The organism is Amycolatopsis sp. NBC_01480 (assembly GCF_036227205.1).
Classification (GTDB): Bacteria; Actinomycetota; Actinomycetes; order Mycobacteriales; family Pseudonocardiaceae; genus Amycolatopsis.
The window spans coordinates 4,329,106-4,350,784 of record NZ_CP109442.1; the positions used below are offsets into that span (position 1 = coordinate 4,329,106).

21 protein-coding genes are annotated in these 21,679 nt (G+C 71.8%); 14 read left to right on the forward strand and 7 right to left on the reverse strand.

The annotated features are described in order from the left end of the window. Positions 1-9: 9 nt before the first annotated feature. Positions 10-1,623, reverse strand: coding sequence for a M4 family metallopeptidase (locus tag OG371_RS20830; protein ID WP_442876125.1), 1,614 nt, complete (start codon positions 1,621-1,623; stop codon positions 10-12). Positions 1,624-2,046: 423 nt separating this feature from the next. On the opposite strand from OG371_RS20830, the gene OG371_RS20835 reads away from it, so the two are divergent. The 4 genes from OG371_RS20835 to OG371_RS20850 all read left to right on the forward strand — a co-directional run bounded on the left by OG371_RS20835 (position 2,047) and on the right by OG371_RS20850 (position 5,417). After that, positions 2,047-2,832 carry a TIGR00730 family Rossman fold protein gene (locus OG371_RS20835; RefSeq protein WP_329071653.1) on the forward strand — a complete coding sequence of 262 codons (786 nt, stop codon included), beginning with the start codon at positions 2,047-2,049 and terminating at the stop codon, positions 2,830-2,832. After that, positions 2,832-3,371, forward strand: a complete 540-nt coding sequence (locus tag OG371_RS20840) for a TIGR00730 family Rossman fold protein (RefSeq protein WP_329071655.1) — start codon at positions 2,832-2,834, stop codon at positions 3,369-3,371. Before OG371_RS20835 ends, OG371_RS20840 begins: the two co-directional genes overlap by 1 nt. Before the next feature lie 272 nt (positions 3,372-3,643). Then, a complete protein-coding gene (locus OG371_RS20845) occupies positions 3,644-4,588 on the forward strand; it encodes a DMT family transporter (protein WP_329071657.1) in 945 nt (314 codons plus the stop codon). 49 nt (positions 4,589-4,637) lie between these two features. Further along, complete coding sequence (locus tag OG371_RS20850) at positions 4,638-5,417, forward strand: class I SAM-dependent methyltransferase (RefSeq protein WP_329071660.1); 780 nt, start codon at positions 4,638-4,640, stop codon at positions 5,415-5,417. A gap of 64 nt (positions 5,418-5,481) precedes the next feature. On the opposite strand, the gene OG371_RS20855 is transcribed toward OG371_RS20850, so the two are convergent. From OG371_RS20855 to OG371_RS20865, 3 genes are all read right to left on the reverse strand, one after another. Next, positions 5,482-6,678: a cytochrome P450 gene (locus OG371_RS20855; RefSeq protein ID WP_329071662.1), complete on the reverse strand. Its 1,197-nt coding sequence runs from the start codon at positions 6,676-6,678 to the stop codon at positions 5,482-5,484. Then, positions 6,672-9,167 carry an amino acid adenylation domain-containing protein gene (locus OG371_RS20860; protein ID WP_329071664.1) on the reverse strand — a complete coding sequence of 832 codons (2,496 nt, stop codon included), beginning with the start codon at positions 9,165-9,167 and terminating at the stop codon, positions 6,672-6,674. Before OG371_RS20860 ends, OG371_RS20855 begins: the two co-directional genes overlap by 7 nt. Before the next feature lie 481 nt (positions 9,168-9,648). Then, on the reverse strand, positions 9,649-10,323 hold the full coding sequence (locus OG371_RS20865) for a lysophospholipid acyltransferase family protein (protein WP_329071666.1): 675 nt from the start codon (positions 10,321-10,323) through the stop codon (positions 9,649-9,651). Between the two features lie 55 nt (positions 10,324-10,378). On the opposite strand from OG371_RS20865, the gene OG371_RS20870 reads away from it, so the two are divergent. From OG371_RS20870 to OG371_RS20885, 4 genes are all read left to right on the forward strand, one after another. Further along, positions 10,379-11,287: a glucosyl-3-phosphoglycerate synthase gene (locus OG371_RS20870; RefSeq protein ID WP_329071668.1), complete on the forward strand. Its 909-nt coding sequence runs from the start codon at positions 10,379-10,381 to the stop codon at positions 11,285-11,287. Between the two features lie 147 nt (positions 11,288-11,434). Then, positions 11,435-11,773, forward strand: a complete 339-nt coding sequence (locus OG371_RS20875; RefSeq protein ID WP_329071670.1) for a DivIVA domain-containing protein — start codon at positions 11,435-11,437, stop codon at positions 11,771-11,773. Then, the gene (locus OG371_RS20880) at positions 11,766-12,221 is read left to right on the forward strand and encodes an SRPBCC family protein (RefSeq protein WP_329071673.1); all 456 of its coding nucleotides are present in this window, start codon (positions 11,766-11,768) and stop codon (positions 12,219-12,221) included. The genes OG371_RS20875 and OG371_RS20880 overlap by 8 nt, the downstream gene beginning before the upstream one ends. A gap of 5 nt (positions 12,222-12,226) precedes the next feature. After that, positions 12,227-12,796, forward strand: coding sequence for a DNA-3-methyladenine glycosylase I (locus OG371_RS20885; RefSeq protein WP_329071676.1), 570 nt, complete (start codon positions 12,227-12,229; stop codon positions 12,794-12,796). Positions 12,797-12,879: 83 nt separating this feature from the next. Here the strand turns inward: OG371_RS20885 and OG371_RS20890 are convergent, their stop codons facing one another. After that, positions 12,880-13,674: an enoyl-CoA hydratase-related protein gene (locus OG371_RS20890; RefSeq protein WP_091626245.1), complete on the reverse strand. Its 795-nt coding sequence runs from the start codon at positions 13,672-13,674 to the stop codon at positions 12,880-12,882. Positions 13,675-13,872: 198 nt separating this feature from the next. Here OG371_RS20890 and OG371_RS20895 point away from each other — a divergent pair, with 198 nt between their 5' ends. Further along, the gene (locus OG371_RS20895) at positions 13,873-14,040 is read left to right on the forward strand and encodes a DUF3117 domain-containing protein (protein ID WP_091294302.1); all 168 of its coding nucleotides are present in this window, start codon (positions 13,873-13,875) and stop codon (positions 14,038-14,040) included. Between the two features lie 90 nt (positions 14,041-14,130). Further along, entirely contained in the window at positions 14,131-15,579 is a 1,449-nt protein-coding gene (locus OG371_RS20900; RefSeq protein ID WP_329071686.1) for a leucyl aminopeptidase family protein, read from the forward strand. 29 nt (positions 15,580-15,608) lie between these two features. Here OG371_RS20900 and OG371_RS20905 read toward each other — a convergent pair whose 3' ends face one another. Then, on the reverse strand, positions 15,609-16,508 hold the full coding sequence (locus OG371_RS20905; protein WP_329071688.1) for a LysR family transcriptional regulator: 900 nt from the start codon (positions 16,506-16,508) through the stop codon (positions 15,609-15,611). Positions 16,509-16,571: 63 nt separating this feature from the next. Here OG371_RS20905 and OG371_RS20910 point away from each other — a divergent pair, with 63 nt between their 5' ends. Continuing rightward, on the forward strand, positions 16,572-17,780 hold the full coding sequence (locus OG371_RS20910) for an MFS transporter (protein WP_442876126.1): 1,209 nt from the start codon (positions 16,572-16,574) through the stop codon (positions 17,778-17,780). 1 nt (position 17,781) lies between these two features. Here OG371_RS20910 and OG371_RS20915 read toward each other — a convergent pair whose 3' ends face one another. Beyond that, positions 17,782-18,435, reverse strand: a complete 654-nt coding sequence (locus tag OG371_RS20915) for an O-methyltransferase (RefSeq protein ID WP_091626235.1) — start codon at positions 18,433-18,435, stop codon at positions 17,782-17,784. A 191-nt stretch (positions 18,436-18,626) separates the two neighbouring features. On the opposite strand from OG371_RS20915, the gene sigE reads away from it, so the two are divergent. The 3 genes from sigE (at position 18,627) to OG371_RS20930 (ending at position 21,635) form a co-directional block, all read left to right on the forward strand. Further along, positions 18,627-19,244 carry an RNA polymerase sigma factor SigE gene (sigE, locus tag OG371_RS20920; RefSeq protein ID WP_329071692.1) on the forward strand — a complete coding sequence of 206 codons (618 nt, stop codon included), beginning with the start codon at positions 18,627-18,629 and terminating at the stop codon, positions 19,242-19,244. Further along, on the forward strand, positions 19,241-19,909 hold the full coding sequence (locus OG371_RS20925; protein WP_329071694.1) for a zf-HC2 domain-containing protein: 669 nt from the start codon (positions 19,241-19,243) through the stop codon (positions 19,907-19,909). Before sigE ends, OG371_RS20925 begins: the two co-directional genes overlap by 4 nt. A 202-nt stretch (positions 19,910-20,111) precedes the next feature. Next, a complete protein-coding gene (locus OG371_RS20930) occupies positions 20,112-21,635 on the forward strand; it encodes a S1C family serine protease (RefSeq protein WP_329071696.1) in 1,524 nt (507 codons plus the stop codon). Positions 21,636-21,679 lie beyond the last annotated feature (44 nt).

Here is a 21,679-nt window from a genome sequence, read left to right on the forward strand (position 1 = left end):
CCTTCCCGCTCAGTTAACGGTGCGCGCGGTGCAGCCGGCCGGCTCACCGCTGGCGGCGGTCACGCTGACGGCGCTCCAAGCGGCCTTCACGGCGTTGAATTCCGTGCAGCTGCCCGGGTACAGCGCCAGCGCGGCCTCGAGCGTCGCCTTGCGGGCGGCCTTGTGGTTCCACGAGGAGGTCTTCTTCAACAGGCCGTTGTAGAAGATCTTGCCCGCCTTCTGGATGCCGATCCCGGTGACGGTGCTGTTGTTGCAGGTCGGGCTGGCGGGCTTGCCCGCGGCCGCGGAACCCTCGGCGAGCAGGTAGAACCAGTGGTTCTGCGGGCCCGCGGCGGCGTGCACCTCGGTGCTCGGGATCGAGGAGGAGTAGCAGTTCGGGTCGCCGACCAGCGAGGGGTTGTACATGTAGCGGATCGGGCCCTGGCCGACCAGGTTCACGCCCTCGCCGACCTGGTAGTCCGGGGTGTCCTTGGCGTTGTTGGCGTACGCCTCGGTGAGCGCGCCGAAGATGTCGCCGGTGGACTCGTTCATCCCGCCGTTCTCGTTGCCGCCGCCGGCGCCGCCCGGGGTGGTCTGGAAGATGCCGTGGCCGAACTCGTGCCCGACGACGTCCATCGACGTGGCCTGGCGCCGGTTGTCCTGCGAGTGGCCGAAGTGCGTGGACGAGCCGTTCCAGTACGCGTTCACGTCGTTGAGGCCGACCGACGCGGGGTAACCGCCGCCGGAGCCGTTGATGCCGTTGCGGCCCAGCCAGTCGCGCAGCATGTTCCACTCGGTCTGGACGCTGAACAGGGTGTCGACGCAGGCCGTCTCGAGGTCGGTGCCGCTGCCGCTGCCCCAGGCGTTGTCGGTGCCGGTGAACACCGAGCCGCCCTCACGGCCGCAGCTGAGGCCGGTGCGGCCCGGGTCGCGCATCGAGAACGAGCTGCCGGAGCCGGTGGTGTCGATGCTGACGTTGCCCACGTAGTAGCTGTTGCCGGTGCCGGCGACAGCAGTGCTCGCAGTGCTGGCAGTGCTTTCACTGGCGTCGGCCTTCACGTCGTCACGCTGGTCGAGGACGGCGCCGGTGGCCGCGTCGACGAACACGTGCAGGTTGCTGGGCGCCTTCGCGGTGCGGCCCGCGACGACGACCTCGTACGCCAGCTTCGGCGCCGAGCCCGCCAGCACGACCAGCTCCGGCGCGCTCACACTGTCCACAGTGGGCAGTTGAGTGCGGGCGACGGAGGCGGCGCGGGCGGCGTCGAAGGCCGCCTTGGTCTCCACGCCGATCGGGGCCGTTTCGGCGGCCGCGGTGTCGCGGACGCGTCCGGCGCCGTCGGCGACGACCACCGCGTCACCGCCCACGACCTTCAGGCCGCGGTAGGTGCGCTCGTAGGAGCTGTAGAACAGCCCGGCGTCGCCCGGGGTGGTGCCGAGGCGGCGGAACGCCTCGTCCGCGCCCTTGCGCAGGTGGTCCAGACCCGCGGCGGCGGCCTGGTCGGAGGCCGTGGCCGCGAGGGCCTGGGGGTCGGCGGCGGGCTGGGCCGGGGCCGCGCCGGCCGGGGTCACCGGCAGGGCGAGCAGGGAGAGCGCCAAACCGGCGGCGGTGGCCACGGCGGCGGTGCGCACTTTTCTGACGGTCATCGGGGTCCTCTCGGAATGCCTGACCGCAGCCCGAACACACCGGCGGTGGGGAGGGGGAGACGACTGCCGGGTCACGGGTTCACGGTGAGCGGGACGGGTGAAGTTGGCTTCGAGCTGGGAAGATGCTGATCGAATCCGCGGACACCGTGAGTAAACGAGCGGTCACCAGGACGGTCAATGCGCCGAATGGCCCAGCGGTCCATTACCTGAGCCTGAACCAATCGGGAAAAACCCTTGAACATCAGGGCTTTCGCGCCGGGCGGCCGGGCGTCCCGACTTTCGTAGGGATTTGTCCGTTACACCCCGTTCGTAGGGGCGGGCCGGTGATCCGCGCCGGGGGTGTTAACGGGGGCGTCATCCGGGGGTCACCGCCGGGGCGACGCTGGGGTTCTCCCGGGTGGCGCTGGCCGTAGGCTCAGGGGGGTGAGCGAAGAGTCTGAGTTTCCCGACGGCCAGTACCCGGAGCGCCCGGTGGAGCGCCACAAGGGACCGGTGGTGCTGCGGCGCGACCGTCGTGACCAGGGCAGCACCACCGATCAGCGGCTGCTGGACGCCCGCGGCCCGAGCGACTGGGTGCACACCGACCCGTGGCGGGTGCTCCGCATCCAAGCCGAGTTCGTGGAGGGCTTCGGCGCGCTGGCGGAGGTGCCGCGCGCGGTGACCGTGTTCGGCTCCGCGCGGACCAAGCGCGACCACCCCGAGTACGAGCTGGGCCGCCGGATCGGCGGCGCGCTGGCCGCGGCCGGCTTCGCGGTGATGACCGGCGGCGGGCCGGGCGCGATGGAGGCGGTGAACCGCGGCGCGGCCGAGGCCGGCGGGTTCTCGGTGGGCCTGGGCATCGAGCTGCCGTTCGAGCAGGGCCTGAACCCGTGGGTCGACCTCGGCGTGAACTTCCGCTACTTCTTCGCGCGCAAGACGATGTTCGTCAAGTACTCGCAGGCGTTCATCTGCCTGCCGGGCGGCTTCGGCACGCTGGACGAGCTGTTCGAGGCGCTGACGCTGGTCCAGACCAAGAAGGTGACCAAGTTCCCGGTGGTGCTGTTCGGCACCGAGTACTGGGGCGGGCTGTACGACTGGATCGCCAAGTCCGTGCTGGAGGGTGGGAAGATCGGCGAGAAGGATCTCAAACTGCTGCACCTGACCGACGACATCGACGACGCTGTGCGGGTGGTGCAGGAGTCGTACCAGGCCTGGGAGGATACGCACTGATGCGGGTTTGTGTGTTCTGCGGCTCTTCGATGGGCCTTTCGCCGGTGTACGCGGAGGCGGCGACCGCGCTGGGCAAAGAGCTGGCGCAGCGCGGGATCGGGCTGGTCTACGGCGGCGCGAGCGTCGGCACCATGGGCGCGGTGGCCGACGCGGCGCTGGCCGCGGGCGGCGAGGTGATCGGCGTGATCCCGGAGGCGCTGTCCCAGGTGGAGATCGCGCACGCCGGGCTGACCGAGCTGCACGTCGTCCCGGACATGCACCAGCGCAAGGCGAAGATGGCCGCGCTGTCCGACGCGTTCCTCGCGCTGCCGGGCGGGGCGGGCACGCTGGAGGAGCTGTTCGAGGTCTGGACCTGGGCCCAGCTCGGCCTGCACGCCAAGCCGATCGGGCTGGTCGACGTCGCCGGGTACTACGCGCCGCTGATGTCGTTCGCCGAGCACATGGTGACGGAAGGCTTCCTCGGCACCGGCTACCGCGACCTCCTCACGATCGACGCCGACGCCACGAAGCTGCTCGACCGTTTTGGGATGACTGCCTGACTTCGTCCGCTGACCCGGGTTTTCGGCTCCCGGCGTACCAGGGCCGCCGGGCCGGGTGCGTGAGTGACCGGCCGCACCACCGGTACGATACGAAAATACTTCGAGTTCCAGCCGGACCGAAGGTGGGGACACCTTCACCCGCCTCGCTGTGACCAGTCGAGTTCGGTGGGTAAAGCCAGGTCAACCGCGGCAGACCTTGCCGTGGTCGGATCGGCTCCGGTCGTCAAGGTCGGGCTGTCCCGCCGACAGAGCGCACGGAATGAGGTTCGACGGTGGCGGTCCTGCTGGTGTTGCTCGCCGCCGCCGTCAGCGGGCTGGGCCTGGTGCTGCTGCGCAAGGCGAACCAGTCCGAGCCGGAGCGGCCCGGGTTCTCGTGGGCGCAGCTGTGGCTGATGATCCGGCACCGCCCGCTCTGGCTGGCCGGGATCGCCACCATGCTGGCCGAGTTCGGGCTGCACGCGCTCGCCCTGTCGCAGAGCACGGTCACCACGGTGCAGCTGCTGGTGGTCATGGAGCTGCCGTTCACGCTCATCCTGTCCCAGCTGATCCTCGGCGGACGCCTGCGTTACCGGGAATGGGCGGCGATCGCGTCGATGACGCTCGGCCTCGTCGTGCTGCTGCTGGCCCTTTCGCCGCACGGCGGCCACGCGGACGAGGTCCCGCTGGGCACCTGGCTGATCGGGCTCGGCGTCACGGTCGCGGCGGTCGCCGGGATCCTGCTGGCCTCGCGGTGGGCCGGGCGGGTGGCCCGCACGGCGCTGGCCGGGATCGCCGCCGGCATGGGCGCCGGGCTGATCGCCGTGGTGGTCAAACCGGTCACGGCGGCGGTGGGGCACGGCGTGGGGGCGCTGGTCACCACCTGGCAGACCTGGGCGCTGATCCTGGTCAGCGCGGCGGCGTTCGTCTTGCTGCAGAACGCTTTGCAGGCCGGGCGGCTGGTCGCCTCGCAGCCGGGCATCACCCTCGCCAACCCCGTGGTGGCGGTCCTCTGGGGCGTGCTCGTGTTCCACGAACAGGTGCGGGGCGGGTGGTGGCTGCTCGGCGCGGCGCTGGGGGCGGTGCTGCTCGCGGTCGGCGCGGCGCTGCTGTCCGGTTCCCCGCTGCTCGACGGCTACCACGAAGCACCCGAAGACGAGGAACTGCGGACGTTGGCCCCGGTGCTGGCCATCGCCGAAGAGGACCCGGACGAGTCGGACGTTTCACGAAGCTACGCATGAAGGCGGGCCGCTCCGGCGCGCGTTGACTCACGGTGAAGAGGAATCCTTGATGTCGCAGGCGATCGGCTGGAACAACTTCGTCGACACCGAAGCGGAGGCGGAGCGCCGGCGGCTGCTCCTGCTGGAGCGGATCTTCGACCCGTTCAGCCTCCGGCAGCTCGACGACCTCGGGGTCCAGCCAGGCTGGCAGTGCCTGGAAGTCGGCGCCGGCGCGGGTTCGGTGGCCCGGCGGATGGCCGAGCTGGCCGGGCCCGAGAACGTGGTGGCGACGGACCTGAGCCTCAAGTTCCTCGGCCCGCTGGCCGATCTCGGCGTGACGGTGCTGCACCACGACGTCACCACCGATGACGCGCCCGGCGAGTTCGACCTCATCCACACCCGCTTCGTGCTCGACCACCTGCCCTCGCGGGAAGCGGTGATCAAGCGGATGGCGTCGTGGCTCAAGCCCGGCGGGTGGCTGCTGCTCGAGATCGGCACGACGATGCCCGAACTGGCCTCGCACCCGGCGACCCGCCGGTCCATGGCGGTGCTGACGCAGGTCATGACCGAGCGCGTCGGGACGGCCGCGGACTGGGCCCGCACGCTGCCGATCCCGCTGGAGGCGGCCGGGCTGGCCGACTGCTCGGCGGAGGGGTCGATCGTGCCGGCCCGCGGCGGCCAGGATCTGGCGCACTGGCTGATGAACACCACCAAACTGGTCGAGCAGCACGCGCTGGACACCGGCCTGATCACCCGCGAGGAACTCGACGAGGCGTTCGCGATGTACCAGACGCCGTCCTTTGTGGACTACACCTGGATGACCGTGGCGGCCCGCGGGCGCCGGGACTGAGCCGGGTCCGACGCCGTCAAGGACTCTTTACCGGCGTCGGACGCGGGCAAGGACTCCTTGACGGTCACCGCGCCGGGGTCAGGCGCACCGGCAGATGCCGGACGCCCCAGGTGAAGTTCGACGCGGTGTAATCCGGTTCCCCGGTCTGCTCGATCGAGTCGACCCCGGCGACGAGTTCCTCGAGGAAGACCGAAAGCTCCAGCCGCGCGAGGCGGGCGCCGAGGCACTGGTGCCGTCCGCCGCCGAACGAGAGGTGCTTGTTCGGGGTGCGGGCCAGGTCGAACCGTTCCGGGTCGGTGAAGACGGCCTCGTCGCGGTTGGCCGAGACGTTCCAGACCGTCACGCGGTCGCCTTCGGCGATGTCGGTGCCGGCGATCCGGGCGGGCCGGGTGGCGGTGCGCAGGACGTGCACGCCCGGCGTGGTCCACCGGAGCACCTCCTCGATCGCGGTCGGCAGGATCGAGCGGCCCTCGGTGCGTAGTTTTTCCCACTGGGACGGGTTTTCCAGCAGCGCGAGCACCGCGCCGCCGGCGGAGTAGCGGGTGGTCTCGTTGCCGCCGGCGAGCACGCCGTTGCAGTTGACGACGATCTCCTCGTCCGAGAGCAGCCGCGTCTCACCCGGCACCGAAGTGGCCCGCCGGTCGTGCGCGATGCGGCTGACGAAGTCGTCGCCCGGGGACGCGCGCCGCTCGGTCACCAGTTCCGAGAAATACAGGAAGATCTCGGCGTGCGCGGCCAGCCGGCTCTGCTCGTCCTCGCCCTCGAAGGCGGCGTTCATCGTGCCGCCCAGCCAGTCCCACTCCTCGCGCGGGACGCCCATCAGCGCGCAGACGACCCGGGTCGGGACCCGTCGCGCCAGGTCGACGATGTCGATTTCCCGGTCCCGCAGCGCCTCGGCCAGCAGCTCCCGCACCACCCGCCGGATCAGGTCCTCGGCGTGCGGGATCTCGGCCGGCGAGAAACCCTTGGCCAGCACGCGTTTGAGCTGCGAGTGGTCCGGCGGGTCCGAGACGATCAGCATCCGCTGGGTCACCGCGGCCACCGCCGCCGGGTTGGTCTCCAGGCGCATCCCGTTGCGGGAGCTGAAGGTCTCCCAGTCGTGGTAGACGCCGAGCGCGTCCTCGTACCGGGTCACCGCCCAGAAGCCCGGGCCGTCGAGCTCGGGGTGCCAGTGCACCGGGTCGTTTTCGCGCAGCCAGGCCAGGTCCTGCCAGAAGCCGGTGCCGGAAAACGCCTTCTGGTCGGTGAGGTCGATCAGCACGAGGCACCCCCGGCGGTCAGCAGCTTCGCCAGCAGCGGCAGGGTCGTGCCGGCCAGCTCGGTGCCGAACATGTGGCCGCCGTCGAACTGCCGGCGGTGGAATTCCTTGGCGGTGTAAGAACTCCACTCGTCCAGTGACGCCGACGTGACCAGCTTGTCGGTGTCGCCGCCCCACACGTGGACGGCCGAGTCCAGCCGGGTTTCGGCGGGCAGGACGAAGGTCGAGGCCAGCGCACCGTCCTTGCGCATGATGCCGAGGGTGTACTCCCGGGCGTCCTCGTCCAGCGCCTTGACTTCCGCGGGGCTGTTGTCCAGCAGCTTCTGGATGACGGCGTCGCTGCCGTACCGGTCGCTGTTGCCGGCCCAGGTGTGCGGCGGGTCGCTGGCCGCGATCACCAGCGCGGCCGGTGGCCGTCCGCGTTCGCCCAGCCGGCGCGCGACCTCGTAGCCCAGCAGGCCGCCGAAGCTCTCCCCGAACACGATCAGCGGGGCCGTGGGCGAGACCAGCCCGGCGACCTCGGCCGCCACGGCTTCGGCCGCTTCGGCCATTGTGGACGGATGCTCCTCGCGCCAGCGGTTCTCCCGCCCGGGAAGCTGGACGCCGACCACGGAAACTTCGTCGCCGAGCCGGTCCTGCCAGGAGCGGTAACGGCCGCAGCCGGCACCGCCGTGAGCCAGACACAGCAGCGTCGGACGCTGGGCGGGCTCGGGGTGCCAGGCAACCAGCCACGACGCCGGGCGCACGCTCTCGGTCTTCGGCTCTGTTCGCCGGTCCAGTTCGCGCGCGAGCATGGCTGGGGTCGGGTTGGCCAGCAGGACGGTGATGGAGAACCGGACGCCGGGGGACCGGCGCAGCGCCGCCACGGCTCTCGCCGCGAGCAGGGAATGGCCACCCAGCTCGAAAAAGTCGGCGTCGACGTCGGTGACCGGGCGCTCCAGCAGCTCGCTCCAGGCCGCGCACACCTCCATTTCCCTGGGGGTACTCGGCGCTCGTCCGGTCGACGCGTGCGCTTCGGCGGACGCCCGGCTCAGCGCAGCCCGGTCCACCTTGCCGTTGGCCGTGGCGGGCAGCGTGGACACGAAGTCGACCACGGCGGGGACCAGGTGCTCGGGCAGCTTGGCGCGGCAGTGTTCCCGGACCATCGCGGCGCCGGCGGTGAGGTCGTGCCCGGCCGCCACGACGGCGGCGAGGCCCAGCGCCGCACCGGATTCCAGGACGAACGCGGCCGCCGTGGTGATCGCGGGCAGCTCCTCGACGACCTTCTCCAGCTCCGCCGGCTCGATCCGGAAACCACGCACCTTCACCTGGTCGTCGGTGCGGCCGAGGTAGTCGAGCTGGCCGTCCGGCCGGGCCGAGACCAGGTCGCCGGTCCGGTAGAGCCGGTCGGCGATCCCCGGCACAGCCACAAAACGCTCGGCGGTCAGCGCCGGCTGGTCGTGGTAGCCCCGGGCGAGGGCGTCGCCGCCGATATACAGCTCACCCGGCGTCCCCTCCGGAACGGGCCGCCAGTCCTCGTCGAGCACAAAGGTCCGGTATCCGGCCGGTGCGCGGCCGATCGTCGACACGTCGTCGCCGCGGGCGGTGTCGGCCCAGGTCGCGGCCATGGTGGCTTCGGTCGGGCCGTACACGTTGAGCACGCGGTGGTTCGCCGCCAGCAGCTCGGCCAGGCCGCGGGGACAGCGTTCCCCGGCGACGACCACCACTTCCGCGGTCGACAAAGCGTCCGTGCAGGCGGCCATCAGCGACGGGGTCAGCACCACCGTGCGCGGGCCGATCGCGGCGATGCGCTGGGCCAGGTCGACCTCGTCGGTGCGCTCGTCGGTGAGGTCGATGATCGCGGTGCCCTGCCCGTGCAGCAGGTGCAGCAGGGTGCACCACAGCCAGCCGTCGAACGCGGGGGACAGCGCGTTGACGCCCATCCCGCCCGGCGTGAGGCCGATTTCCGCCAGCGCCGCAAGGAAAACGCCCAGGCCGCCGTAAGTGATCTCGACGCCCTTGGGCCGTCCGGTGGTACCGGAGGTGTAGACGATGTACGCGACTTCGCCGGGTTCGGCGGACACAGCCTCTGGTGCGGCGGCGGTTTCCGGCGCGGTTTCGGGATCGACCCTGCGCCGGTCACCGGCAACCGGCGCAGCCTCGTGGGCCAGCAGCACCTCGACGCCGGCGTCGTCGAGGACGAAGGCGAGCCGTTCGGCCGGGTGGCGGTCGTCGAGCAGCACGGCGGTCGCGCCGAGCCGCCAGACGGCGAGCAGGCCGGCCGCGGCGAGCCGGGAGCGGCCGATGGCCACCCCGACCACGGTGCCCGCCCCGGTTCCGGCTTCAGCCAGCGCCGAGGCGATCGACGCCGTGTGCCGGGCCAGCCCGCGGAAGTCGAGCGTCCCGTCGGGCGCGGCGAAGGCGGTCCCGGCGGGGGTGCGCTCGGCCCACCTGTCCACCGCGTCGAACAACCGTGCCAGGTCGTCGTGGACTGCTGAGGCGCTGACGGGCATGCGGGTTCCCATCCGTGGAAGGGCGAAGGCGGCGACAGCCGGCACCGCGAATTCCCGGAACCGCAAGGGAGTCGTGAACCGGAACGAATGCCGGTGACGGCGGGTGAGAGGTTACTGACGCAGTGCGCGGGTGGCAATACCGATTAGCGATATTCGCCTTCTTGTCCCGCTGTCTTTCCGCCTGAGTAGTCGGTCCTTACTGGACTGGACCATCTGGCGTAACCGGAGAAAGTAGTGTTTTCCGGTGAATGCGCCTGTGGCACCCGCGGTCCGGCTGTCACGGTCCCGACCAGCGGTGCTACTGGTGAGTATGACCGAACTCCGACCGGTGCGCCAGGGCTGGAAAACCGATCCCGCGTTATCGGCCGTGAACCTATTGTCCGGTCTGTCACGGTCGTGTTGTTTCCCGCGGGGCCATTTCCGTTCGGCCAGGTCACGGCACAACCGCGCCGATATTTACCCGGGTAATGGCCGGAAGAGGTCAGGCGGCACCTTCGTCGGGGCGTTTGTGATAACGGTCCACGTACTCCTGGCCGGACAGCTCCAGGATCATGTACATGATTTCGTCGGTGACCGAGCGGCGAATGGCCGAAGACGAGTCCTGGCCCTCGTAGCGGGAGAAGTCCAGCGGCTCGCCGAAGACGACCTTGATCTTGGCCGGCCGGGGGATCTTCGCGCCGCCGGGCTGGATGCCCTCGGTGCCGAACAGGGCGACCGGGACGACCTTGGCACCGGTCGAGAGGGCCAGTGCGGCCACGCCGGTGTGGCCGCGGTGCAGCCGGCCGTCCAGCGAGCGGGTGCCCTCGGGGTAGATGGCGAAGACGCCGCCCGCCTCCAGCACCTTGCGGCCCGCCTCCAGGGCGGCGAGGCCGGCCTGGGCGTTGCCGCGCTCGACCGGGACGTAGCCCAGCGCGTCGAGCGACTTGGCGATGAACCGTCCTTTGAGGCCCTTGCCGGTGAAGTACTCCGCCTTGCCCAGGAACCGGACCTGGCGCGGGGTGGTGAAGGTGATCACACCGGTGTCGAGCGCCGCCCGGTGGTTGGAGGCCAGCAGCACCGGGCCTTCGGCCGGGATGTTCGCCAGGCCCTCGACCCGCGGGCGGTAGAGCACGCGGACCAGCGGGCCGACGACGAAACGGAGGAGCAGGGGCAGCAAGGGGTCTCCCTCCAGTGGGGCCGGGCGGCTTCCCCAGCATGGCACGATCGGCCGCATGACCTGGTTCGAACGTCGCACCTGGCAGGAGCCGCGGTGGGCGCCCGCCGACATCCTCGCGGCGAAGCGTGGCCGGACGGTGTCCGTCGTGCTGCCTGCGCTCGACGAGGAGCGGACGGTCGGTGGCGTCGTCGCGTCCGTGCGGCCGCTGCTCGGCACCGTCGTGGACGAGCTGGTGGTGATGGACTCCGGCTCGGCCGACGCGACGGCCGCGCGCGCCGAAGCCGCCGGCGCGCGGGTGGTGCGGCGCGAGGACGTGCTGCCCGGCCTCGCGCCCCGGCCCGGCAAGGGCGAGGTGCTCTGGCGGTCGCTGGCGGCGACCACCGGCGACCTCGTGGTGTTCCTCGACTCCGATCTGGTCGACCCGGACCCGGCGTTTGTGCCCTCGCTGCTCGGGCCGCTGCTCACCGAGTCCGGCGTGCACCTGGTCAAGGGCTTCTACCGCCGTCCGCTGCGGCTCGAGAGCACCGGCGGCGGCCGCGTGACCGAGCTGCTGGCCCGGCCCGTGCTCTCGGCGCTGCGGCCGGCGCTGTCGGACCTCGTGCAGCCGCTCGGCGGCGAGTACGCGGGCACCCGCGAGTTCTTCGAGTCGGTGCCGTTCGCGGGCGGCTACGGCGTGGAGATCGGGCTGCTGCTCGACGCCGAGGCCCGCCACGGCCTCGACGCCCTGGCACAGGTCAACCTCGGCGTGCGCAAGCACCGCAACCGCTCGCTGCTGCAACTGGGTGTGATGGCCCGCCAGATCCTCGGCACGGCACTTTCCCGCTGCGGCGTGCCCACCGACTCCGCCGCGCAGCTGACGCAGTTCGTGCAGGTCTCCGGGGAATGGCTGCCCGACGTCACCGAGATCCCGGTCCTGGACCGGCCGCCGATGCGCGAGGCACGGGCCGGCCGGCTGCCCGGGTGAGCGTCGTCCACATCGGACACAAACCGGGGGCAACCGGTGGTCGGCGCCGTCGAGCCGGGCCAGCCGGGGACGCCTTCAAGGCCGCTCCCCGGCGTGGCTCGTCGTGCTCGCGCGACGGTCCCGGGGCCGGTGTGCCACGATCGTGACGTGACGACCGCGCTGATCTACCTCGTAGTCATGCTGCTGGTGGCCGCCGTGGTGTTCCTGCTCGCCGCGGTGGTGTTCGGCCGGGGCGAGGAGCTGGCCCCGCTGCCGCCGGGCAGCTCGCCCACGCGCCTGCCCGCCGAGGACATCACCGGCGAGGACGTGCAGCAGGTGCACTACCAGCTGGTGCTGCGCGGCTACAAGATGTCCGAAGTGGACTGGGTGATGCGGCGCCTCGGCGTGGAGCTGGACGGGCTGCGGGCCCGCGTCGCCGAGCTGGAGGCCCGCGAGACGCACGAGGTGCACGAGGCGGGCGCGCAGCCGTGGGCCACTGGTGAGTGACCTGGTGCTGTCCGTCGACGTCGCGGCGCCGGCGGGGACCACCTGGCTGGCGCTGACCGACTGGACGCGCCAGGGCGAGTGGATGCTCGGCACCTCGGTGCGGGTGGTCGAAGGCAACGGCCGCAGCGTGGGCTCCAAGATCGCCGCGTTCACCGGCGTCGCCGGGATCGGCTTCACGGACACGATGGAGATCACCGCCTGGGAGCCGCCGCTGCGGTGCACTGTGCGCCACCTCGGCAGCGTGGTGCAGGGCACGGGCGTGTTCCAGGTGGTGGCCAAGGGTGCGGTGCGCTGCACGTTCGTCTGGGCGGAGCACCTGAAGCTGCCGTTCGGCGTGGCCGGGCAGCTGGCCTGGCCGGTGCTGCGGCCGGCGTTCGAGCTGGGGGTGCGGCAGTCGTTGCGGCAGTTCGCGCGCTTCGCGGAGAACTATTCGATGGGGGGACGATGACGGGAATGACCGGATTGCTCGGCGAAGACGGCGTGACCCGGTGCTCGTGGGGCAACTCGGCGCCGGACTACGCGGCCTACCACGACCAGGAGTGGGGCACCCCGCTCCACGGCGAGGCCGAGCTGTACGAGCGGCTCTGTCTCGAGTCGTTCCAGTCCGGGCTGTCGTGGATCACCATCCTGCGCAAGCGTGAGAACTTCCGGAAGGCGTTCAAGAAGTTCCAGCCGGCGAAGGTCGCGCGCTTCGGCGACGCGGACGTCGAGCGGCTCATGCAGGACGCGTCGATCGTGCGGAACCGGGCGAAGATCCTCGCCGCGATCACCAACGCGCGTGCCATCGCCGCGCTGGACACACCGCTCGACGAGCTGCTGTGGTCCTTCGCCCCGGCCAAGCACCGGCGGCCGAAGACGATGGCCGACGTGCCGGCGATCACCGACGAGTCCAAGGCGATGGCCAAGGACCTGAAGAAACGCGGCTTCGCCTTCCTCGGCCCGACCACCTGTTACGCGCTGATGCAGGCGACCGGAATGGTCGACGACCACGTGGCCGGCTGCTTCCGGGCCAAGCGCTCGTGACCGAAGTCCGCTAAGGCCTCCTTACCCGCGTGGGACGCGGGTAAGGAGGCCTTGACGGAGTCCGGTCCGGGACCTGGCGAGTCCTATTTGCCCTGGAAGTTCGGCCGGCGCTTGCCGACGAACGCCTCGACGGCCTCGGTGTGGTCGGCGGTGGCGCCCAGCGCGGTCTGCGCCGCGTCCTCCGCGGCGAGCGCGTCGTCCAGAGAGGACTGAGCCGCGACGGACAGCACGTGCTTGATCTTCGCGTACGCGACGGTCGGCCCGGCGGCCAGCTTCGCGGCCACGGACTGGGCGCGCGCGGCCAGCTCCTCGTCCGGCACGACCTCGCCGACCAGCCCGATCCGCAGCGCCTCGGCCGAGTCCACGGTGCGGGCCATCAGCATCAGCTCCGCGGCGCGGCCGAGGCCGATCAGCCGCTGGAGCGTCCACGACGCACCGGAGTCCGGGCCGAGGCCGACGTTCGCGAACGCCATCAGGAAGCTCGACGAACTCGCGGCGATCCGCAGGTCGCTGGCGTAGGCGAAGGCCGCGCCCGCGCCCGCGGCGGTGCCGTTCACCGCCGCGATCACCGGCTTCGGCAGGTCCATGATCGCGTGGACGATCGGGTTGTAGTGATCGCTCACCGTGTGCAGCGGCGCGGGGTCGTTGGCCTGCAGCAGTCCCACGTGCTCCTTCAGGTCCTGCCCGGCGCAGAACGCGCGGCCCGAGCCGGTGAGCACGACCGCGCGCACGTCCGCGTCTTCGGCGGCCGCGCGCAGTTCGGCGAGCAGCCGCTCCTTGAGTTCGACTGTCAGCGAGTTGTACGCCTGCGGCCGGTTCAGGGTCAGGGTGCGCACGCCGTCGGCGTCGGCGGTCAGCAGGACGTCGGATGTGGTCACTGGTGCTCCTCTTGGCGAAATCCCGGTTCTCCGCACCGAGTGTTTCAGCCCGGCGGGCGGCATACCAGCACCGATGCCGGGGCAAATGATCGGTCCGCGTTCGCGCCCGGCCGCTGATGAGGGACAATGGGGGCCGAGACCCGGCTGGTTTGGGAGTGCGCGACCCGGGCGCGCCGGTTGAGACGGAGGGAGCACGCTATGGCGGCCATGAAGCCCCGGACCGGAGATGGTCCCCTCGAAGTGACTAAGGAGGGGCGGGGCCTTGTGATGCGGGTGCCACTGGAGGGTGGTGGCCGGCTCGTCGTCGAGCTCTCCGCGGAAGAAGCGAAGGATCTCGGCGTGGCACTTCAGGAGGTCACCGGCTGATCCCGGCGCCCCCTCCCGTCCACTTCCCGCACCCCGGTCTCCCGTCGGAGACCGGGGTCGCGGCTCGTCTGCGCCCAAAGGTTGCCCACTGTGCGTAACTCACTACCGCCCGTCCCGACGAAGCTGCCCGAGGTAGAGGTCTCCGTCACTTATCGGCGCGGCGCCCCGCTCGCGCATCTCGCGACGGCGCCGGATCCGGCGGGGGAGTCTCATGTGGAGCACGGCGCGAGCGGCAAGGCCGGCGACGTCCACGAGGTGCCCGGCGAAGGCTCCCCCCGCTGGGTGGTCGGGCTCGGCGCGGGTGAGCCGCGGGACTACCGCAAGGCGGGCGCGGCGTTCGCCCGCACGGCCCGCGCCGCGGCGGAGGACGGCTCGGCCAAGGCCGTCCAGATCGCGCTGCCCGAGGACGTCACCGCGGAGCAGGCCGGCGAGCTGGCCATGGGCCTGCTGCTCGGCGGCTACCGGTTCAAGGTGACCACGCAGGAGCCGAAGCCCGCGCTGACGGCCGTCCGGCTGGTGGCGGCGAGCGAGGCCGCGGTGCCGGAGTACGCGGCGGAGGTGGCGCGGGTGCGGGAGCTGGCCGCGGCCGCCGCGCTGACCCGGGACCTCGCGAACACCCCGTCGAACATCAAGAATCCCGCCTGGCTGGCCAACACCGCGTCAAAGGTGGTGGGCGCGGCCGAGGGCGTGACCGTGACCGTGCGGGACGAGAAGTGGCTCGCGGACAACGGTTTCGGCGGGGTGCTGGCCGTCGGCGGCGGCTCGGCCTCGCCGCCTCGGCTGATCGAACTGGAGTACCGCCCGCGCGGCGCCTCCTCGCACGTACTGCTGGTGGGCAAGGGCATCACGTTCGACACCGGCGGCCTGTCGATCAAGCCGGCCGACGGCATGCACCTGATGCGCACCGACATGGCGGGCGGCGCGGCCGTGATCGCCGCGGTGCGCGCGATCGCCGCGCTGAAGCTGCCGGTGCGGGTGAGTGCGCTGGTGCCGGCGGCGGAGAACCACGTGTCCGGCTCGGCCTACCGCCCCGGCGACGTCGTGCGCCACTACGGCGGCCGCACCACCGAGGTCGGCAACACCGACGCCGAGGGCCGGATGGTGATGGCCGACGCGCTGGCGTACGGCATCGAGAAGTACAAGCCGGACGTGGTGGTCGACACCGCCACACTGACCGGCGCGATGAAGGTCTCGCTCGGCCTGCGTACCGGCGGCCTCTTCGCGACCGACGACGAGCTGGCCGCGCGAGTGGTCGCCGCCGGCGCCCGCGCCGGCGAGGCGTGGTGGCGGATGCCGCTGGTGGAGGACTACGCCGCGTCGATCCAGGGTGAGCTCGGCGACGTCCGCCAGGCCCCGGGCGGCCCCGGCGGCATCATGGCCGCGTTGTTCCTCCGCGAGTTCACGGCCGGACTGCCGTGGGCCCACCTGGACATCGCCGGACCGGGCCGCGCGGACAAGACCTACGACGACGTGGTGCCCGGCGCGTCCGGCTTCGCCAGCCGGACCCTGGTGGAGTTCGCGGCCTCCTACGCTTCCTGACTCGTGAGTGTTCATGCCGGTTAGAACCGTCATGAACACTCACGAGCTTTTACGTGGTCACGGAACGCGCGCACGGCGGGTGAAACCGGCTCGCCCGCGCGCCAGGCCAGCCCGATCGTCCGGCCGACCGGGGGCAGCAGCGGGACTTCCGAGACCCCGGCCGGCGCGCCCGGCTCGAAGTGGGGGAGCAGGGCGACGCCCAGCCCGGCCGCGACCAGGCCGCGCACGGTGTCCGATTCCTGGCCCTCGAACGCGATCTTCGGGCTGAACCCGGCCGCCGCGCAGAGGTCGTCGGTGATCCGGCGGAGGCCGTAACCCGGCTCCAGCATCACGAACTCCTCATCGGCCAGCTCTGCCATGCCGACGCCTTCGTGCCCGGCCAGCCGGTGTCCCGCCGGGACGGACAGCAGGATCGGCTGCTCGTCCAGCACGGCCGTCTCCAGCGCCGGGTCGTCCGGCACCGGGGCGAGCAGGGCCAGGTCCAGCTCGCCGCTGGAGAGCCGGTCGAGCATCTCCTGGCGTGACCCCTGCACGAGCGTGAATCGCGCGGCGGGGGCCTGGGCGCGGTAGTCGCGCAGCAGCGTCGGCACCAGCGAGCGGCCGAGCAGGTGCAGGAAGCCCAGCACGACGCGGCCGCTGCCCGGCTCGATCTCCTCCCGCGCCAGCCGCGCGCCCGCGTCGACCGGGCCCAGCGCGCGTTCCGCCGCCTCGGCCAGCAGCTCGGCTGCACGGGTGAGCCGGATGCCGCGGCCGTCGGGGACCGTCAGCGGGCTGCCCAGCGCCTCGCCGAGCGCGGCCAGCCGGCGGCTGATCGTCGGCTGCGGAACGGCGAGCAGTTCGGCCGCGCGTGTGACGTTCCTCGTCTTCCGCAGGGTCGCGAGCAGCAGCAGATGGGGCGCGAGCTGCGCAGTCAGGCTTTCATGCGACATGGTATCGATTATCGCCGATGGCCGTATTGGACGTATTGTTTAGCGCTGCTTACTTTCAGAGTCGTGACCATCACCGCTCCTGCCCGACGGGTCAAGGTCGCTGTCGCCGCCGCCGGATTCACCTCCTTCGCCCTGCTCTACGCCCCGCAACCGGTGCTGCCGCAGCTGGCCGCGCAGTACCACCTCGACCCCGCCGGCGCCTCGCTCGCGGTCAGCGTCGCCACCGGCGCGCTCGCCATCTCCGTGCTGCCGATCGCGGCACTGTCCGAAGTGGTCGGCCGACGGCCGGTGATCCTGGCGTCGGTGGTGCTTTCCACGCTGCTGGGCCTGCTGCTGCCGCTGATGCCGTCGTACCCGCTATTGCTGGTGCTGCGCGCGGTGCAGGGCGTCGCGATCGCGGGCTTCCCCGGCGTCGCCACGGCGTACCTCGTGGAGCGGCTCGGGAAGAAGGGCGTGGCCGCGGCCGTCGGGGCGATGATCGCGGGCAACTCCATCGGCGGCATGACCGGACGGCTCGCGACGGGCTTCACCGCGGGCCCGCTCGGCTGGCGCGGGGCGTTGTACGTAGTGGCCGGGATTTCCTTGGTGTGCGCGGTGATCACGGTGGTCACGCTGCCACCGTCGACCCCTCAGGCGGACGCCCGGCGCCAGACCCTCCGCGACGTCGGCGCCGGACTCCTCGCGGCCGTGCGGAAACCGGTGCTGCTCGCGCAGTACGGCGTGGCGCTGCTCGCGATGGGCTCGTTCGTCGCGCTCTACAACGCGGCGGGCTTCCGCCTCACTGGCTCGCCGTTGAACCTGTCACCCGCCATCGCGTCGCTGGTGTTCCTGGCGTACGCGCTGGGCTCGGTCTCGTCGGCGACGGCGGGCCGCTTCGCCGCGCGGATCGGGCGCCGCCGCGCCTTGAGCGCCGCGCTGATCCTGATGGCGGCGGGCGCCGCGCTGACCATCCCGGACTCGCTGCCCATGGTCGTGCTCGGCTTCGCGGTGCTGACCTGCGCGTTCTTCGCCGCCCACTCGATCGCCAACAGCTGGGCCGCCGCCGAGGCGCCGGAAAACGCCCGCGGCCAGGTCGGTGGCACGTACACGCTCATGTACTACCTGGGCAGCAGCGTCGTCGGCTCGATCGGCAGCGCGGTCTACGGGCAGGCGGGCTGGGCCTGGCTGATCGGCGCCGTCGCCGGGTGCCTGCTGCTGGCCGTCGCCGCGGTCTGGGCGGGCACGGCCGTCCGCTCGCCCGCGCCGGCCCGTCGTGAGCTGGCGCCGCGCTGAGTCAGCAGGCGGCGGCGACCAGCAGGCCGCCGCCCACCGGGAGCAGGGCCGGGACCAGGCGTTCGTCCTCGCGCATGGCGCGGGCGACCTCACGCAGGGCGAGCGTCTCCGGGTCGCGCCGGGACGGGTCGGCGACGCGGCCGCCGGCCAGCACGTTGTGGAACGCGATGATCCCGCCGCGGCGCAGCAGGGCCACGCCCTTCTCGTAGTAGCTGGGGAACTCGATCCGCGCCGCGTCGATGAACACCAGGTCGTAGCCGCCGGGGGTGAGCCGCGGCAGCACGTCCAGCGCGCGCCCGACGATCAGCCGCGTCCGGCCCGGCGGGTAGCCCGCCTCCAGGAACGCCTTGCGCGCGGCGCGCTGGTACTCCGGCTCGAGGTCGATCGAGGTCAGGATGCCGTCCGCGGCCATGCCGCGCAGCAGGTGCAGGCCGCTGACGCCGGTGCCGGTGCCGACCTCCACGACCGCCCGCGCGGCCACCGTCGCGGCCAGGAAACGCAAGGTCGCGCCCGCCCCCGAGGCCAGCGGGGAGCAGCCGAGATCGGCCGCGCGCGCCCGCGCCGCGGCCAGTACGTCGTCGTCGGGAAGGTACCCGTCGACGTACTCGGCGCCGACCGGATCGGCTGCCGAGGCCGCATGCGTCCCGGAACTCACGCGCGAAGGTTAGCGTTGGTTGTCGATAAATACGCGAAGGCTCCCTGGTAAGCCCGCCGAAATAACTTCTCAGGCTGTTCTCAGTCCTGTCTCACTAGAACCATAGGGAGACCCGCGAGACTCGGGATCCAAGCGCACGGGAACTCCGTGCACCCGGAGCACGTTGGCTGAGCAGAAGAGGAGACACGCAGATGGAGGTGCCTGCTCCCCTGATGCAGAACGCCGATATGCCCGAAGCCGAGCCGGTCGCCGTGGACGGCGGCGGCGAGGCGGCCTGGACGCCGCCCTCGTGGGACGAGATCGTGCGCGAGCACGCCGACCGGGTGTACCGGCTGGCGTACCGCCTGACCGGTAACGCCCACGACGCCGAGGACCTGACCCAGGAGACGTTCATCCGCGTCTTCCGCTCGCTGGCGTCCTACAAGCCCGGCACCTTCGAGGGCTGGCTGCACCGGATCACCACGAACCTGTTCCTCGACATGGCGCGCCGCCGGTCCCGGGTGCGCATGGAGGGGCTGCCGGACGACACGGACCGGATCGTCGGCGACGACCCGAGCCCGGAGCAGGTCTACACCGACACGCACCTGGACCCGGACCTGCAGGCGGCGCTCGACGAGCTGCCCCCGGAGTTCCGCGCGGCCGTGGTGCTGTGCGACGTCGAAGGCCTCTCGTACGAAGAGATCGGCGCGACGCTCGGCGTCAAGCTGGGCACTGTCCGCAGCCGGATCCACCGTGGCCGCCAGGCGCTGCGCGCCTCGCTCGAGCGCCGTCGCGCGCAGCGGGACGAGTCTGCGAAGGTGTCGGTATGACCGCACCGCGAGGCTGGGGACTCCCCGAGTCGCACCTGCTACCGGACGTAGTCGTCGCGTTCGTCGACGGCGAGCTTTCCCTGGGCCCGCAGGACCGGGCCGCTTCGCACATCGCGCGCTGCCCCGGCTGTGCGGCCGAGGTGGCCGCCCAGCGGCAGGCCGTCGCGGCGGTCAAGCGCGCCGTCGACCCGGCCATGTCGGCCGGGTTCCTGGCCAGCCTCCGGTCCATCCCGGAGCACACCGACCTGCCCAGCTCACCGGACAACCTGGCGGTGACGGCCGACGGCCAGCTGGTCGCCATCCAGCGCCCGGACCGGGTCGCGGGCTTGAAGGACAGCGGCGTGTTCGGCGGCACCCCGTTGGGCTCGACCGCGCCGCTCGGGCACTCGTCCACCGTGCTCGGCGGCGGCCGGTTCGGCTTCAGCCGCAAGAAGGCGGCGCAGGGCGCGGGCGTGGTCGTCTCGGGCCTGGTGCTGAGCGCGCTGGCCCTGGTGGGGACGTCGGCGGACAGCGGTGAGGGCTCGACCGACCCGAGCCCCCAGCCGCCGCCGAACGCGAACCTGCTGCCCGCCCAGATGGGGGTGCAGCCGCTGCTGTCGCCCACCTCGACCACGGTCCGGCCGGTGAGCGACACCACCAGCACCGCCGCGGTCCCGGCCCGCTGAAGACTTTCGTTCCATTACTGAGGGCTCGCCTGGTCGCAGGCGGGCCCTCAGTGCTTTCTTGAACGCTTTCGCCCGGCCGCGAGTCCTGTTTGTCCTTTTGGCTGATCAGACAACAGCCATTTCACCGTCGTCTGGGCAGACTCGGTGGTCTGGGCTTGGGTATCGTCGACGCCCAGCCACCTGATCTCAGCCCCGGGGAAAAATGACCGAGCAGCCTGACGCGAACCCAGCCCAGCCGGGCTCCACCGGTGACGACCGGCTGGGCCCCCGTCCGCTGGACCGGCCCGCCGTGGATCCGGCCCAGTCGGCGGTGTTCGGCCGGCCGCGCGGAGTGGATGGCGCGTTCGACAAGCTCTACACCCCGTCGTCCAACGGCAGCCAGAACCTGAGCCTCGCGCCGCCCGCGCCCGAATCGCTGGCGGAGGCGTTCCGGCGCCCGCCGGGTTCCGAAGGCGTGGTGCTGGAGCGTCCGCGTGAGGCCACCGGTGAAGCGTCCGCCGCGGAGCCTCCCCTGTGGACGGACGACAAGGACCCGTGGCGCGACCCCGCCGCGGGCGCCGTGCTCGCCGGTCCCGCCGTGCCGGCCGAGGACGAGCCGAAGCCCGGCAAGCGCCCGCCCGGTGCGTTGCTGAGCCTGCCCGAGGTGCTGTTCGGCCGCCGGGTGCAGACGAAGGCACTGGTGCTGCTCGGCGTGGTCGCGCTGCTCGTCGGCGCGGTCGGCGGGCTGGTCGGCTGGTGGGTGGCCGACACCGGGTCCGCGCTGACCGGCAGCGCCACGATCTCCGAGGCCGACGCGGCCAAGGAGCGCCCGCCGGGCTCGGTCGCCGACATCGCCAAGCGCGTCTCGCCCGCCGTCGTCTCGCTCGAGGTCTTCAAGCCCGGCGCGGACTCCGGCGAGCAGGGGTCCGGGGTGATGATCGACCCGCAGGGCTACATCCTGACCAACGAGCACGTGGTCACCACCGCGGTGGCCGACCCGACCGTGAAGGTCACCGCGATCTTCAACGACGGCACGCGCACCGAGGCGAAGATCGTCGGCTCGGACCAGAAGAGCGACCTCGCCGTGGTGAAGGTGAACGTCACCAATCCCGTGGTGCTGCAGATCGGCAAGTCCTCCGGGCTGCAGGTGGGCGACGCGGTGATCGCCGTCGGCTCGCCGCTGGCGCTGCAGAACACCGTGACCTCCGGCATCGTCAGCGCGCTGGACCGGCCGATCACCGCGGGCGGCGACAACGGCACGCCCCCGGTGACCTACGAGGCGATCCAGACCGACGCGGCGATCAACCACGGCAACTCCGGCGGCGCGCTCGTCGACTCCACCGGCGCGCTGGTGGGCATCAACTCCTCGATCCGCTCTTCCAGCGCGGACGGCGGCAGCATCGGCATCGGCTTCGCCATCCCGAGCGACTACGCGATCAAGATCGCCAAGGCGCTGATCAAGGACGGCAAGGTCACGCACGCGGACATCGGCATCAACGCCTCGTCCACGGTCACCGGCTCGGCCACGATGGGCGCGCAGGTGAAGAACGTCGCGCCGAACGGCCCGGCCGCGGCCGCGGGGATCAAGGAGGGCGACGTGATCACGAAGATCGGCGACCGCCCGGTCCGCGACTCCGCCGAGCTGACCGTGGCGGTGCGCAACCACGACGTCGGCGAGGTGGTCCCGGTGCAGCTCGCACGCGACGGCGCGGTGCTGGTGGTCGACGTGACCCTCGGGTCGGACTGACCGGTCGACAGGTTGGCCTTCGGGCTGCCGGAACGCGGGGCGGC

What these genes read in the sequence shown, in the direction of transcription:
- OG371_RS20830 (WP_442876125.1), bottom strand. Translation starts at nt 1,623, where the DNA reads ATGACCGTCAGAAAAGTGCGCACCGCCGCCGTGGCCACCGCCGCCGGT.
- OG371_RS20925 (WP_329071694.1), top strand. Translation starts at nt 19,241, where the DNA reads ATGACCGCACCGCGAGGCTGGGGACTCCCCGAGTCGCACCTGCTACCG.
- OG371_RS20885 (WP_329071676.1), top strand. Translation starts at nt 12,227, where the DNA reads ATGACCGGATTGCTCGGCGAAGACGGCGTGACCCGGTGCTCGTGGGGC.
- OG371_RS20850 (WP_329071660.1), top strand. Translation starts at nt 4,638, where the DNA reads ATGTCGCAGGCGATCGGCTGGAACAACTTCGTCGACACCGAAGCGGAG.
- OG371_RS20905 (WP_329071688.1), bottom strand. Translation starts at nt 16,508, where the DNA reads ATGTCGCATGAAAGCCTGACTGCGCAGCTCGCGCCCCATCTGCTGCTG.
- sigE (WP_329071692.1), top strand. Translation starts at nt 18,627, where the DNA reads ATGGAGGTGCCTGCTCCCCTGATGCAGAACGCCGATATGCCCGAAGCC.
- OG371_RS20860 (WP_329071664.1), bottom strand. Translation starts at nt 9,167, where the DNA reads ATGCCCGTCAGCGCCTCAGCAGTCCACGACGACCTGGCACGGTTGTTC.
- OG371_RS20930 (WP_329071696.1), top strand. Translation starts at nt 20,112, where the DNA reads ATGACCGAGCAGCCTGACGCGAACCCAGCCCAGCCGGGCTCCACCGGT.
- OG371_RS20895 (WP_091294302.1), top strand. Translation starts at nt 13,873, where the DNA reads ATGGCGGCCATGAAGCCCCGGACCGGAGATGGTCCCCTCGAAGTGACT.
- OG371_RS20840 (WP_329071655.1), top strand. Translation starts at nt 2,832, where the DNA reads ATGCGGGTTTGTGTGTTCTGCGGCTCTTCGATGGGCCTTTCGCCGGTG.
- OG371_RS20870 (WP_329071668.1), top strand. Translation starts at nt 10,379, where the DNA reads ATGACCTGGTTCGAACGTCGCACCTGGCAGGAGCCGCGGTGGGCGCCC.